General features: G+C 73.3%; 9 protein-coding genes. 4 read left to right on the forward strand and 5 right to left on the reverse strand.

Annotated elements, in window-relative coordinates:
- Positions 1–84 precede the first annotated feature (84 nt).
- The 4 genes from JNX00_RS05590 to JNX00_RS05605 are packed head-to-tail and all read right to left on the reverse strand — an operon-like array spanning position 85 to position 5,691.
- Complete coding sequence (locus JNX00_RS05590) at positions 85–993, reverse strand: DMT family transporter (protein WP_204744339.1); 909 nt, start codon at positions 991–993, stop codon at positions 85–87.
- Between the two features lie 13 nt (positions 994–1,006).
- Entirely contained in the window at positions 1,007–1,912 is a 906-nt protein-coding gene (locus tag JNX00_RS05595; RefSeq protein WP_070399017.1) for a DMT family transporter, read from the reverse strand.
- Positions 1,912–2,775 carry a 3',5'-nucleoside bisphosphate phosphatase gene (locus tag JNX00_RS05600; protein WP_070399016.1) on the reverse strand — a complete coding sequence of 288 codons (864 nt, stop codon included), beginning with the start codon at positions 2,773–2,775 and terminating at the stop codon, positions 1,912–1,914. The genes JNX00_RS05595 and JNX00_RS05600 overlap by 1 nt, the downstream gene beginning before the upstream one ends.
- A gap of 42 nt (positions 2,776–2,817) precedes the next feature.
- Positions 2,818–5,691, reverse strand: coding sequence for a phosphoenolpyruvate carboxylase (locus JNX00_RS05605; RefSeq protein ID WP_204744340.1), 2,874 nt, complete (start codon positions 5,689–5,691; stop codon positions 2,818–2,820).
- Positions 5,692–5,839: 148 nt separating this feature from the next.
- Here JNX00_RS05605 and hemC point away from each other — a divergent pair, with 148 nt between their 5' ends.
- Genes hemC through JNX00_RS05625 form a run of 4 tightly spaced genes read left to right on the forward strand, consistent with a single transcriptional unit; the run spans position 5,840 to position 10,098 of the window.
- Complete coding sequence (gene hemC / locus JNX00_RS05610) at positions 5,840–6,784, forward strand: hydroxymethylbilane synthase (protein WP_070399014.1); 945 nt, start codon at positions 5,840–5,842, stop codon at positions 6,782–6,784.
- Positions 6,785–6,788: 4 nt separating this feature from the next.
- Positions 6,789–7,616 (forward strand): uroporphyrinogen-III synthase, encoded by an 828-nt coding sequence (locus JNX00_RS05615; protein WP_239478262.1) that lies wholly within the window; start codon positions 6,789–6,791, stop codon positions 7,614–7,616.
- Positions 7,613–8,770 carry a uroporphyrinogen-III C-methyltransferase gene (locus tag JNX00_RS05620; RefSeq protein WP_204744341.1) on the forward strand — a complete coding sequence of 386 codons (1,158 nt, stop codon included), beginning with the start codon at positions 7,613–7,615 and terminating at the stop codon, positions 8,768–8,770. Before JNX00_RS05615 ends, JNX00_RS05620 begins: the two co-directional genes overlap by 4 nt.
- Before the next feature lie 23 nt (positions 8,771–8,793).
- Positions 8,794–10,098, forward strand: coding sequence for a heme biosynthesis HemY N-terminal domain-containing protein (locus JNX00_RS05625; RefSeq protein ID WP_204744342.1), 1,305 nt, complete (start codon positions 8,794–8,796; stop codon positions 10,096–10,098).
- A gap of 114 nt (positions 10,099–10,212) precedes the next feature.
- Here the strand turns inward: JNX00_RS05625 and JNX00_RS05630 are convergent, their stop codons facing one another.
- Positions 10,213–13,143 (reverse strand): Rne/Rng family ribonuclease, encoded by a 2,931-nt coding sequence (locus JNX00_RS05630; RefSeq protein ID WP_204744343.1) that lies wholly within the window; start codon positions 13,141–13,143, stop codon positions 10,213–10,215.
- Between the last annotated feature and the right edge of the window lie 537 nt (positions 13,144–13,680).

Here is a 13,680-nt window from a genome sequence, read left to right on the forward strand (position 1 = left end):
ACCCGCCGGGCCGCCCCAAGGGCGGTCTGCGCCCCCTCGGGGGGCAGCGAATACACGAAGTGATGGGCGTGGGGGCTCATGTGGTCAGTCCTCCGGCGGGCGGATCGGCAGGTGGCCGCGCGCGGTGCGCCAGCCGCTGAGCGCACCGCACAGCACGATGAGCGCCGTGCCGGCGAGTTCGACCGCCCCCGGCACGTGGCCGAACACGAGCCAGCCGAAGGCCATGGCGAAGGCGATCTGCGAGTACAGGTAGGGCGAGAGCGTGGAGGCCGGGGCGCGCTGGTAGGCCATGATGAGCAGCAGGTGGCCGACGGTGCCCGCGATGCCCACCAGCACGAGCAGGCCCAGGGTGCGCCCGTCGGGGATGGTCTGCCACACCAGGGGCAGCAGGGCGCTGGTGACCAGGGCGCCGACCCAGCCGGTGTAGAAGTGCATGGTCATGGGGTCCTCGGTGCGCGCCATCTTGGCGGTGAGGATCTGGAACCAGGCGCTGAGCAGCACCATGGCCAGCGGCAGCGCGCTGGCCCAGCCGATGTCGCCGCCATCGGGGCGCACCACCAGCAGCACGCCCGCGAAACCGCCGGCCACCAGCAGCCACTGTCCGGCCGACACGCGCTCGCGCAGCACGGTGGCGCCCATCAGCGTCACGGCCAGTGGCGTGAACATGAGGATGGCGGTGAACTCGCCCACCGGCATCCGCTGCAGCGCCACGAAGCCCATGAGGCTGAGCGAGAGCAGCAGCGCGCCGCGCAACAGCTGAAAGCGCGGGTGGGCGGTGCGCAGCGCGGCGCGGCCCCGGCGCGGCAGCAGCCAGGCCGTCATGGCCACCGCGTGGAACAGGTAGCGGAACCAGATGACCAGCAGCACCGAGACCACCGCGCCCACCAGTTTGACGGTGGTGTCGAGCACCGCGAAACAGGCCGTGGCCGCGATCAGCAAGGCGATGCCCGCGAGGGCGCGGGCGGCGGGGGCGGACGCGGTGAGGGCCGTCATGGTGCGGGCGCGCTCAGGCCTCCGGCGGCTCCACCGGCAGGCGCTGCTCGCGCGCGGTGAGCCAGCTCGCGCTCGCCCCGCAGAGCACGATCAGGCCGATGCCGGCGAGTTCGAGCGCGCCGGGCACATGGCCGTACACCAGCCAGCCGCAGAACATCGCGAAGCCGATCTGGGTGTAGAGGAAGGGCGAGATGGTGGAGGCCGGCGCGCGCTGGAAGGCCAGGATGAGCAGGAAGTGCCCGACCGTGCCCATGAGCCCGATGAGGCAGAGCAGGGCGAGCGTGCGCGCGTCCGGCACGGCCTGCCACACCAGGGGCAGCGCCAGGCTGGCGATCAGGGCGCCGACCCAGCCGGTGTAGAAGTGCATGGTCATCGGGTCCTCGGTGCGCGCCATCTTGGCGGTGAGGATCTGGAACCAGGCATAGAGGAAGACCATTCCCAGCGGGATCAGCGCGGCCCAGCCCAGCACACCGCCGCCCGGGCGCACCACCATCAGCGCCCCGGCGAAGCCGCCCGCCACCAGCAGCCAGCGCAGCGGGGCCACGCGCTCGCCCAGGAACAGGGCGGCCAGCAGCGTCACCGCCAGCGGCGTGACCATGACGATGGCGGTGAACTCGCCCACCGGCATGTACTGCACGGCGACGAAGGACACCAGGCTCACCGACAGCAGCAGCGCGCCGCGCAGCGCCTGGTAGCGGGGGTGCTCGGTGCGCAGCAGCGCGCGCCCGCGCAGCGGCAGCATGACGGCCGTGACCGCCACCGCGTGGAAGGTGTAGCGGAACCACAGCGCCAGCAGCACCGAGACCACGGCGCCCACCACCTTCACGGTGGTGTCGAGCACCGCGAAGCAGGCCGTCGCGGCCACCAGGAAGCCGATGCCGGCCAGGGCCTGACCGGGCCGGGGCGCGGCGGCGCCCATCAACGCACCCGCTCTTCCAGCAGGGTCCACACGGGGGTCACACTGCCGGGCAGGTCCGGCAGCTGCCCGAGGTCGGTGTGGCTCTCGTCGGGGCTGTGGAAGTCGCTGCCGCGCGAGGCGGCCAGACCGAACTCGGCGCAGAAGCCGGCGTACTTGGCGTACTCGGCCTGGCTGTGGGCGCCGGTGACCACCTCCACCGCCCGGCCCCCGTGCTGCTTGAACTCGGTGAACAGGGCGTATTCCTCGGTGGGGGTGAACTTGTAGCGGCCCGGGTGGGCGACGACGGCGATGCCGCCAGCGCCGGTGATCCAGCCCACGGCATCGCCTAGCGCGGCCCAGCGGTGCGGCACGAAGCCGGGCTTGCCTTCGCTGAGGTAGCGGCGGAAGACCTCGGGGATGTCCTTGCAGACGCCGGTGTCCACCAGGTGGCGCGCGAAGTGCGAGCGCGAGATCAGGTCCGGGTTGCCGACGTAGCGCAGCGCGCCGTCGAAGGCGTCCGGTATGCCGACCTGGGCCAGTCCATCGGCCATTTCGCGGGCCCGCTGCTCGCGCCCGCCGCGCGTGGCGCGCAGGCCGTCGAGCAGGGCCTGGTCGCCCGGGTCCATGCCCAGACCGACGATGTGCACGGTGATGCCGGCGAAGGTGACGGAGATTTCCACGCCGGTGAGGTAGGGCAGGTCCTGGGCGCGCGCGGCGGCCAGGGCGCGCTGCTGGCCGCCGAGTTCGTCGTGGTCGGTGAGGGCCCAGAGCTCGACCCCATTGGCCTTGGCGCGTGCGGCCAGGACCTCGGGCGCCAGCGTGCCATCCGAGACGGTGGAATGGCAGTGCAGGTCGGCGTTGAGCAGGGGGTTCACGCTTGACATTGTAAAAGTGGGGGTATTGGCCGCGCTGTCACCGGGGTCGGCTCAGCCGGTGTTGCGCAGACCCGCCGCGATGCCGTTGATGGCGATGTGGATGCCACGCTTGGCCCGGCCCTCGTCGTCGGCATTCAGCCTGCCGGCCCGGTGCCGGCGGATCAGCTCGACCTGCAGGTGGTGCAGCGGGTCGATGTAGGGGAAGCGGTGCTCGATGGAGCGGCGCAGCGCGACGTTGCCCGCGAGGCGCTCACGCTCGCCGGTGATCAGCGCCAGCGCCTGCGCCGTGCGCTGCCACTCGGCCTCGATGGCCTTGAACACGCGCCGCCGCAGCGCCTTGTCTTCCACCAGCTCGGCGTACAGCGAGGCCAGCGCCAGGTCGCTCTTGGCCAGCACCATGTCCATGTTGGACAACAGGGTGTTGAAGAACGGCCAGTCGCGGTGCATGCGCTTGAGCAGCGCGGCGTTCTTCGGGTCTGCGGCGACGAAGGCCTGCACCGCCGAGCCGAAGCCGTACCAGCCCGGCAGCGTGAGCCGGCACTGGCCCCAGCTGAAGCCCCAGGGAATGGCGCGCAGGTCCTCGATGCGGCCCGTGGCCTTGCGGCTGGCGGGGCGCGAGCCGATGTTGAGCTCGGCGATCTCGCGGATCGGCGTGGCGCTGAAGAAGTAGTCGGCGAAGCGCGGCGTCTCGTAGACCAGCGCGCGGTAGGCCGCCATGCTGGCTTGCGACAGCGCCTCGGCCGCCTTCAGGAACGCGGGCGAGGCGTCCCGCGTGGGCTGCAGCAGCGTGGCCTCCAGCGTGGCGGCCACCAGGGTTTCCAGGTTGCGCCGGCCGATCTCGGGGTTGGCGTACTTGGCGCCGATCACCTCGCCCTGCTCGGTCAGGCGGATCTGGCCGCGCACGGTGCCCGGCGGCTGCGCCAGGATGGCCTGGTAGCTCGGCCCGCCGCCGCGTCCCACGGTGCCGCCGCGGCCATGGAACATCCTCAGGTTGATGGGCCGAACGGGCCCCCCACGCTTCCCCGCTGCGCGTGGTGCGCTGCCCCCCGGGGGGGCTGATTCGCCTTGGGGCGGCCCGGCGGCGAATGCTTCCTTCCCTGCGTTGAGCTCGTCGAACAACGCCACCAGGGCCGTCTCGGCCTGGTAGAGCGACCAGTTGCTGGTGAAGATGCCGCCGTCCTTGTTGCTGTCCGAGTAGCCCAGCATCACGTCCTGCTCGCCGTAGCCGTCGGCCGCGCCGCGCTGCACCATGGCCCGCACGCCGGGCAGGGCGTAGTAGTCGCGCAGGATGGGCGCGGCGTTGCGCAGGTCTTCGATCGTTTCGAACAGCGGCACCACGATCAGGTCCGCCTGCGCGCCGTCGTTCAGCGTGCCGTGCAGCAGCCCGGCCTCTTTCTGCAGCACCAGCACTTCGAGCAGGTCGCTCACGGTTTCGGTGTGGCTGATGATGGCGTGGCGGATGGCCTGCGGGCCGAAGCGCTCGCGGCCGCGCCGCGCCGCCTCGAAGATGGCGAGTTCGCTGCGCGTGTGCTCGCTGTAGGCGGTGCCGGGCACGCGCAGCGGGCGCACGTCGTCGAGCGCGCGCAGCAGCACGGCGCGCTTGGCGGCCTCGTCGAGCGCGGCGTAGCCGGGCGCCAGGCGCGCGGCGGCCAGCAGCTCGGCCACGGCGAGCTCGTGCTGGTCGGAGCTTTGCCGCAGGTCGATGGTGGCGAGGTGAAAGCCGAACACCTCCACCGCGCGGATCAGGCCGCTCAGTCGCATGTCCACCAGGGCTTCGCCGTGGTGGGCGCGCAGCGAAGCCTCGATGGTGCGCAGATCGGCCAGGAAGTCGGCCGCGCTGGCGTATGGGTCCTGCGGCGCCACGGCGTGGCGCGCGGCCTCGGCGCCGGTGAGCGCGGTGAGCGTGGCCGCCAGCCGCGCGTAGATGCCGGTGAGCGCGCGGCGGTAGGGCTCGTCCTGGCGGTGCGCGTTGGTGTCGGGCGAGCGCGCGGCCAGGGCCTGCATGGCCTCGCTGGCGCCCACCAGCATGCCGGACATGGACAGCTCGCCGCCCAGCAGGTGCACCTGGGTGAGGTGGTGGCGCAAGGCCACCTCGGCCTGGCGCTGCAGGGCCAGCTCCAGCGTGCCGGCGGTGACGTTGGGGTTGCCGTCGCGGTCGCCGCCGATCCACTGGCCCATGCGCAGGAAGGGCGCCACGGGGCGGCCCAGGCCGGCCTCCAGCTCGGCGTACAGGCGCGGGATCTCGGGCAGGAAGGTGCTCTCGTAGTAGCTCAACGCGTTCTCGATCTCGTCGGCCACGCTGAGCTTGGTGAAGCGCAGCAGCCGCGTCTGCCAGAGCTGGGTGACGCGCGCGCGCAGTTGCGCGTCGATGGCCGCCTGCTCGCGCGGCGTGGCCTCGTCGCGCGCCGCCAGCAGCCGCGCGATGGCGCGCTCGGCGTCCAGGATGCTCTTGCGCTGCACCTCGGTGGGGTGGGCGGTGAGCACCGGCGAGAGGTGGGCGCTGGCCAGCGTGCGCGCCACCTGGGCGGGCGCGACACCGGCCTCGCGCAGGCGCCCCAGCGCGAACGCCAGGCTGCCGGTCTGCGAGCGTTCGCCCGCGCGTTCGTGCACGGCGCGGCGGCGAATGTGGTGGCGGTCCTCGGCAAGGTTGGCGAGGTGGCTGAAGTAGGTGAAGGCGCGGATCACGCTCACCGTCTGGTCGGCGCTGAGCGACTTGAGCAGCTTCTTCAGCGACTTGTCGGCCGAGCGGTCGTCGTCGCGGCGGAAAGCCACCGAGAGCTGGCGGATGCGCTCGATGAGTTCGAAGGCGTCCTTGCCTTCCTGCTCGCGGATCACGTCGCCCAGGATGCGGCCGAGCAGGCGGATGTCGAGGATGAGGGGTTGGTCCTTGTCGCGTCGGGCGGCGCCCGCGGTGGATCGGCTCATGGCGGGAGGGGCCTTGACGGAAGGCTTACCAAGTGTGGGGGAGGGGGCATGCTAGCATCGCCCGCGCCCTGTTCCGGTTCCGAAACGGGTACCGAATTCCCCGTGTTCCGCGCTCCGTCAGCCGGGTGTCCGTCCTTCGAGTTTGCCCATGTCTTCGCCCCCGGCCATCACCATCGCCACGCGCGAAAGCCGCCTCGCCCTGTGGCAGGCCCGGCACGTGCAGTCCCTGCTCGAAGCGCGCGGTCACGCGGTCACGCTGCTGGGCATGACCACCCTGGGCGACCAGATCCTCGACCGCACGCTGTCCAAGGTGGGTGGCAAGGGCCTGTTCGTGAAAGAGCTGGAGCACGCGCTCGCCGACGGCCGCGCCGACATCGCCGTGCACTCGCTCAAGGACGTGCCCATGGAGCTGCCCGAGGGCTTCGCCCTGGCCTGCGTGATGGAGCGCGAGGACCCGCGCGACGCCTGGGTGTCGCCGCACGCGGCGGGCCTGGCCGATCTGCCCCAGGGCGCGGTGGTGGGCACCTCCAGCCTGCGCCGTGTCGTGCTGCTGCGCGAGGCGCTGGCCACCCTGGGCCGCGCCGACGTGCGCATCGAGCCCCTGCGCGGCAACCTCGACACGCGCCTGCGCAAGCTCGATGAGGGCCAGTACCAGGGCATCGTGCTCGCCGCCGCCGGGCTCAAGCGCCTGGGCCTCGGCGATCGCATCCGCGCTGTTTTCGAGCCCACGCAATCGCTGCCGGCGGCGGGGCAGGGTGCGCTCGGCATCGAGGTGCGCGCCGACCGCGCCGACCTGATCGAGGCGCTGCGCCCGCTGGCGCACCAGGCCACCTGGCTGCGCGTGGCGGCCGAGCGCGCCGTCTCGCGCGCCATGGGCGGCAGCTGTTCCATGCCGCTGGCCGCGCACGCCGAATGGGTGGGCGAGCGCCTGTGGCTGCGCACCGCCTGGGGCGAACCCGAGGGCGCCACCACCCTGGTGCGCGCCGAGGACACCGCCTCGGTGGCCAGCCTGGAAGAAGCCGAGGCCCTGGGCGCGCGCGTCGCCGCCGCCTTGCGCGCCGCCGGCGCGCACGCCCCGCACGGGGAGGCCTGAGGCCTTGGCCGCCGCTGCCGCGCACGCCATCGAACGGGTGATCGTCACGCGTCCCGAACCCGAGGCCGGGCGCTGGGTGGCGTCGCTGCGCGAGCGCGGCTGGCCCGCCGAGGCCTGGCCGCTGCTGCGCATCGCCGAGCCGTCCGAAGGCCCCGCGCTGGAGCGCTTGCGCACCTGGCGCGCGGCCTGGCCGAAGCAGGACGCGCTGATGTTCGTCAGCAGCGCCGCCGCGCAGCGCTTCTTCGCCGAGCCCGTGGCGCCGCCGAACGCGCACACGCGCTTCTGGGCGCCCGGCCCCGGCACCGCGCGCGCGCTGGCCCAGGCGCTGTGGCCGCTGGGCGTGGGCGAGGACCGCATCGACACGCCCCCGCCGGCGGCCGAGCAGTTTGACTCCGAGCACCTGTGGCCCGTGGTGCGCGCCCAGCTGGCGCCGGGCCGGCGCGTGCTGGTGGTGCGCGGCACCAGCGGCGCCGCCGAGGGCGATCCGTCGGGCCAGGGGCGCGACTGGCTCATCGAACAGTGCCGTGCGGCCGGTGCCGAGGTCGAGGCCTGCGTCGCCTACCGGCGCGAGCGCCTGCCGCCTGGCGAGTCCGATCGCGAGCGCCTGCGCGCCGCCAGCGGCGCCGCCACCGTGTGGCTGTTCAGCAGCAGCGAGGCGGTGCAGGCCCTGCAGGGCCACTGGCCCGCCGACGCGCGCGCGGTCGCCCTGGCCACACACCCGCGCATCGCCGAGGCGGCGCGGGCCCTGGGTTTCACCCGGGTGATCCGGTGCCGTCCTACATTGGCCGACGTGGGGCGCGGCCTAGAATCCTGGGCATCTGCTTCGCCATGAACGCACCCGACAACGATCCCGCGCCCGTGGCGGCCCCCGCGCCCAGCGCCCCTTCCTCCACCAGTCCTGCGCCCGAGGCGCCGCGGCGTGCGGGCGTGGGCCTGACCCTGCTGGCCCTGCTGGTGGCCGCCGCCGCGCTGGTCATGGCCGGCATGATGTGGCAGCGCCTGAACCTCACGCAGGCCGAGCTCGCGCGGCGCGCGCACGACGCCGAGCTGCAGGTGGTGGAGGCCCGCACGGTCGCTTCGCAGGCCGAGGCGCAGGTGCAGGAACTGCAGGCGCGCCTGGGCGTGGCCGAGGTGCGCCTGTCCGAGGTCAGCCTGCAGCGCAGCCAGCTCGAGGAGCTGATGCTTTCGCTGTCGCGCTCGCGCGACGACAACCTCATCCAGGACCTCGAGGCCTCGCTGCGCCTGGCGCTGCAGCAGGCCCAGCTCACCGGCAGCGCACAGCCCCTGGTGTCGGCCCTGCAGGCGGCCGACCAGCGCATCCAGCGCGCCGCGCAGCCGCGCCTGAACCCGGTGCAGCGCGCCATCGCGCGCGACGTCGACCGCATCCGCGCCGCCGCGCTCGCCGACATCCCCAACCTGGCCTTGCAGATCGACGAACTGGTGCGCCAGGTCGATGGCTGGCCGACGCTCAACGCCGTGGGCGTGGAGCGCGCCGCGCCGCGCAAGCCGCGCCGGCCCGCGCCGCAGGCGGGCGCGCCCGCCGCGGCACCCGACACGCCCGCCGCCGAGGGGGACCCGGCCGCCGACGCCTCGCCCTGGCAGCGCTTCGCCGAGCGCTGGAACCGCTGGTGGCGTGAGGCCTTCGGGCAGGTCGTCCAGGGCTCGCGCGATCTCGTGCACGTGAGCCGCATCGACCACCCCGACGCCGCGCTGCTCGCGCCCGAGCAGGCCTTCTTCCTGCGCGAGAACATCAAGCTCAAGCTGCTCAACGCGCGCCTGGCCCTGCTGGCGCGCCAGATGAGCGCCGCGCGCGCCGACGTGGTGGCCGTCGAAGGCCTGCTGCAGCACTACTTCGACACCAGCGCGCCGGCCGTGGCCAGCGCGCTCGGCGGCCTGGGCCGCCTGCGCCGCGACCTGGTGGCACAGGACCTGCCGCGCCCCGACGACACGCTCGCGGCGCTGGCCGCGGCCGCCGGAGGCCGCTGATGCGGGCGCGGCAGCGGGGCGCCATGCGCAGTGTGTTCTGGCTGCTCGGCCTGGCGGCCCTGGCCGTGGCCCTGGCCATGCTGATGGGCGACAACCGCGGCACCGTCACGCTGTTCTGGCCGCCCTGGCGCTTCGACGTGTCCTTCAACCTCGTGCTGTTCGTGCTGGTGGGGGGCTTTGTGCTGCTGTACGCCGCGCTGCGCGCGCTGGCCCTGCTGCGCGAGTTGCCGCTGCAGGCGCGGCGCTGGCGCAGCCAGCAGATGGAACGTGCGGTGGTGGGCTGGGTGCTGGACGCGCTGTCCAACCAGCTGGCGGGGCGCTTCGTGCGCGCGCAGTCGGCGGCGCAGAACGCGCTCGACCACCTCAACGGCAGCACCAGCGCCGACTGGCCGCGCCGAGAGCAACTGCGCGCCCTGGCCCACCTGCTGGCGGCCGAGAGCGCGCACTCCCTGCAGAACCGCGCGCAGCGCGACGAGCACCTGCAATCCGCGCTGAATCCCGCCATGGCGCGCCACTCGCCCGAGGTGCTGGAGGGCGCCTTGCTGCGCGCCACGCGCTGGGCGGTGGAAGACCGCGACGCCAGCGCCGCGCGCGCGCGCCTGGCCGAGCTGCCGCAGGGCGCGCAGCGCCGCGTGCAGGCCCTGCGCCTGAAACTGCGCGTGGCGCGCCTGGGCGACGCCACCGGCGAGGCGCTGGAAACCGCCCGCCTGCTCGCCAAGCACCGCGCCTTCTCGCCCGAGGCCGCGCGCAGCCTGCTGCTGGGCCTGGCCCTGGACGCGCTGCGCGGCGCGCACGACCTGACCCAGCTGCAGCGGGTATGGGACGGCCTGGACGCCGCCGAACGCGCCATGCCCGAGTTGGCGCTGGCGGCGGCCGACCGCGCGCACGCGCTGTCGCGGCTGGACGAGGACGAAGGCGCCGACGAGACCCGCGAGGACATGCGCCGCGAGGACGTCGCCTCACGCGTGCGGGACTGGCTCGCGCCCCTGTGGGACGATTTCGGCGCACTCGACGAGCGCCACCAGGCCCGCCTCGCGCTCGCGCTGGAGCCGGACCTGGCGCAACTCGACGCCGCCGGCCTGGCGCGCCTGGAGCTGCTGCAACGCCAGTGGCCGCAGAACCCCCACCTGCAGTACCTGGCGGGCCAGGCCTGCCTGCACCGCCAGCTGTGGGGCAAGGCCGCGCAACTGCTGGGGCTGGCGCGCAGCGGGCTGCGCGACGCCACGCTGCGCCGGCGCACCTGGCGTTCGCTGGCGCGGCTGGCCGAGGAGCGGGGCGACACCGAGGCCGCGCAAGAGGCCTGGCGGCAGGCCGCGCAGATCGACTGACGCCGTCGCCGTAGGGCGGACCCAGGGCGAAGCCGCCAACAAAAAGGCCAGCGCGTGCGCTGGCCTTTTGTTTCCGGGACCACCCCGCGGCGCCAGTGGCGCCGCGCCGGCCGGTCAGCGCTGCTCGAAGGGCAGCGTCATGTCGCGCAGATCCTTGCGGGTCTCGACCAGCACCAGCGGGCCTTCGTCCACAACCACCGGCGGCTTGGGCTCGCGCGGCGCGTGGATGGGGGCGGGCTCGGCGGCGATGGCCGCCTGCACCTGGGCGACCTTCTCGGCGTCGGAGTTGACCCATTCCAGGCCGCTGGAGGCGGCCACGGCGCGCAGTTCGTCGACGCCGAGCTGGTAGGCCTGCACCTTGGGCATGCCACGCGGCGCGTCGGCCGGGGCCGGCGCGGGTGCGACGGCGAGCGGGGCGGCGGCCACCGGCGCGGCGGCGCGCGGGGCGCTCTCCGCCACCGGTGCGGGGGTGGGAGCGGGCGCGTTCACCGGGGCGGCCACGGGCGCGGCGGGCAGGGTGAAGTAGCTGCGCACCGGCGGCGTGTCCTCGGTGGCCTCGCCTTCCATGGCCATGGGCACGGTGTCGCCGGCTTCGGCGGGCGCCTCGGCGGCGGTTTCCTCGCGCGGGCCGCGTTCGCGGCGGTCGCGGCCGTAGCGGTCGCGGGTGCGGCGCTCGCGCGGCGCGCGCTGGGCGTTGTCGTCGCCTTGCTCCGGGCTGGCGGCGACGGCGTCGGCGGAAGCGGCGGTTTCCTCGTCACCGCGCGGCGCATCCAGGCCCTCGGGGCGGCGGCGCTGTTCGCCTTCGCGGCCCTCGCGACCGTCACCACGTCCGCGGCCACGGCGCGGCTCGCGCCGGTTCGGCGCGTCGGCGTTGTCGGCCGTGTCGGTGGACGGCACGGCGTTGGCGTTCAGCTCGGCGGTCTCGGCGGCGGGTGCGTCGCGGCGCTCGCCCCGGCGTTCGCGGCGCTCGTTCTGGCCGCGGGCGCCTTCGCCGCGCCCTTCGCGGTTGTCGGCGCGGCCTTCGCCGCGGTTGTCCTGGCGGCCCTCACCGCGGCGGCTCTCGCCGTTGCGGCCACCGGCCGGGCGCTGGCCCTCGGCCGCCTGCGCCTCGCGCGGCTGGCCGTCGCGCTGGCCACGGCCTTCGCGGTTGTCGCGGCCTTCGGCGCGGCCCTCACGGCCTTCGCCGCCACGGCCACCGCGGTTGCCACGGCCCCGACCGCCGTCACGGCCGGCATCGCGGCGGCCATCGCCCCGGCCAGCGTCCTTGGCGGCGGGGGTGGTGGCCGGCGCCGGCGCGGGGGTGGCGGCGGGCGCGCCACCAAAGAGGCCCTTGAGCCAGCCGAAGAAGCCTTTTTCGGCCGGCGCGGCGGCCGGTACGGGCGCGGCCACGGCCACCGGGGCCGCGGGGGCGGGTGCCGGCTTGGGCACGGCCACGGGCGCCGGCGCATCGGGCAGCACGCCCTTGATGACTGGTTCCTGCTTGTTGGTGCGTTCCTGGCTGCGGCGCGTGAAGCTGGCCACGTCGTCCACCTCCTCGGCCAGCTTGTAGCTGGAGTCGAGGTTGTCCAGGCGCGGGTCGTCGTGCTTGAGGCGCTCGAGCTTGTAGTTGGGCGTGTCGAGCGACTTGTTGGGCACCAGCAGCACGTTGATGCGCTGCTTGAGTTCGATCTTGGTGATCTCGGTGCGCTTTTCGTTGAGCAGGAAGCTCGCCACCTCGACCGGCACCTGCACGAGCACGGCGGCCGTGCTGTCCTTGAGCGACTCTTCCTGGATCACGCGCAGGATCTGCAGCGCCGAGGATTCGGTGTCGCGGATGTGGCCGGAGCCGCCGCAGCGCGGGCAGGGGATGGAGGCGCCCTCGCTGAGCATGGGCTTCAAGCGCTGGCGGCTCATTTCGAGCAGGCCGAACTTGCTGATGGAGCCGAACTGCACGCGCGCGCGGTCCTGGCGCAGCGCGTCGCGCAGGCGGTTTTCCACCTCGCGCCGGTTCTTGCTCTCCTCCATGTCGATGAAATCGATCACGATCAGGCCGCCGAGGTCGCGCAGGCGGGCCTGGCGCGCCACCTCGTCGGCGGCCTCCAGGTTGGTGCGTGTGGCGGTTTCTTCGATGTCGCCGCCCTTGATGGCGCGCGCCGAGTTCACGTCCACGGCCACCAGGGCCTCGGTCTGGTCGATCACGATGGCGCCGCCGCTGGGCAGCTGCACGATGCGGCTGTAGGCGGTCTCGATCTGGTGCTCGATCTGGAAGCGGCTGAACAGCGGCGCGTCGTCGCGGTAGCGCTTCACGCGGTGCCCGTGCTCGGGCATCACGTGGCTCATGAACTGGTGCGCCTGCTCGTAGATGTCATCGGTGTCGATGAGGATCTCGCCGATGTCGCTGTTGAAGTAGTCGCGGATGGCGCGGATCACCAGGCTCGATTCCTGGTAGATCAGGAAGGCGCCCTTGCCGGCCCCGGCGGCGCCGTCGATGGCGGTCCAGAGCTTGAGCAGGTAGTTCAGGTCCCACTGCAGCTCGGCGGCGTCGCGGCCGATGCCGGCCGTGCGCGCGATGATGCTCATGCCGTTGGGGTACTCGAGCTGGTCGAGCGCGGCCTTGAGTTCGGCGCGTTCTTCACCTTCGATGCGGCGCGAGACCCCACCGCCGCGCGGGTTGTTGGGCATCAGCACCACGTAGCGGCCGGCCAGGCTGATGAAGGTGGTGAGGGCCGCGCCCTTGTTGCCACGCTCCTCTTTCTCGACCTGGACGATGAGCTCCTGGCCTTCCTTGATCACGTCCTGGATGCGCGCCTGCGAGGGCGAGACGTTGCCCTGGAAGAACTGGCGGGCGATTTCCTTGAACGGCAGGAAGCCGTGGCGGTCTTCGCCGTAGTCGACGAAGCAGGCCTCCAGTGAGGGCTCGACGCGCGTGACGACGGCCTTGTAGATGTTGCCCTTGCGCTGTTCGCGCCCCTCGATCTCGATTTCGTAGTCGAGCAGTTTCTGCCCGTCCACGATCGCCAGCCGGCGCTCTTCGGCCTGCGTGGCGTTGATCAGCATGCGTTTCATGGTGCGTTTCCCTTCGTTGGCACACGGCGGCGCTCGGGCCGATCTGCCCGGGCCGCCCGCAAGGCCGGGAAGCCGCACACGCAACGAACGTAGGAGGAATTGCCGGAGAGCCGTGACCGGGCACGGTGCGCGCGCGCTCGGGCGCTGCGACAGGGTGCCGGGTCGGGCATGGGCGCGTGGAGCCGAGGGCAGGGCCGCTAGGGGCCGACGGCTGTCGGTGACAGCGTCGGGCCTCGGTGGCTGCTGGGTCGTCTCCTCGTCCAGGCCGTTGCTGTCGGGGCCTGGGCGATTGGGGTATTCCGTTGTCGGTTCGCTGTGGGTCTGCGGATTCCACCGCGGCGTCCTCCGGCACGGGGGCCGACCGGGATGCGCGAAGCGGCATCGGGGTCTGGCGCGAGGGCCGGGTGCCGCGGCTGGCCACCTTCGCCCGCCGGGCTCCCGGCATCCGGGTTGGCCGCTGCCGTGTTGGCTGCCTTAAACTCAAGGCAAATCAAACACTTACAGCACACAACGGGCGTCGCGCATTATAGACACGTC

It is taken from the genome of Hydrogenophaga sp. YM1, assembly GCF_016903055.1.
GTDB lineage: Bacteria > Pseudomonadota > Gammaproteobacteria > Burkholderiales > Burkholderiaceae_C > Hydrogenophaga > Hydrogenophaga borbori.

Coding starts and splice junctions, on each gene's coding strand:
- JNX00_RS05590 (WP_204744339.1), bottom strand. CDS start 993: ATGACGGCCCTCACCGCGTCCGCCCCCGCCGCCCGCGCCCTCGCGGGC.
- JNX00_RS05620 (WP_204744341.1), top strand. CDS start 7,613: ATGAACGCACCCGACAACGATCCCGCGCCCGTGGCGGCCCCCGCGCCC.
- JNX00_RS05595 (WP_070399017.1), bottom strand. CDS start 1,912: ATGGGCGCCGCCGCGCCCCGGCCCGGTCAGGCCCTGGCCGGCATCGGC.
- JNX00_RS05605 (WP_204744340.1), bottom strand. CDS start 5,691: ATGAGCCGATCCACCGCGGGCGCCGCCCGACGCGACAAGGACCAACCC.
- hemC (WP_070399014.1), top strand. CDS start 5,840: ATGTCTTCGCCCCCGGCCATCACCATCGCCACGCGCGAAAGCCGCCTC.
- JNX00_RS05625 (WP_204744342.1), top strand. CDS start 8,794: ATGCGCAGTGTGTTCTGGCTGCTCGGCCTGGCGGCCCTGGCCGTGGCC.
- JNX00_RS05600 (WP_070399016.1), bottom strand. CDS start 2,775: ATGTCAAGCGTGAACCCCCTGCTCAACGCCGACCTGCACTGCCATTCC.
- JNX00_RS05630 (WP_204744343.1), bottom strand. CDS start 13,143: ATGAAACGCATGCTGATCAACGCCACGCAGGCCGAAGAGCGCCGGCTG.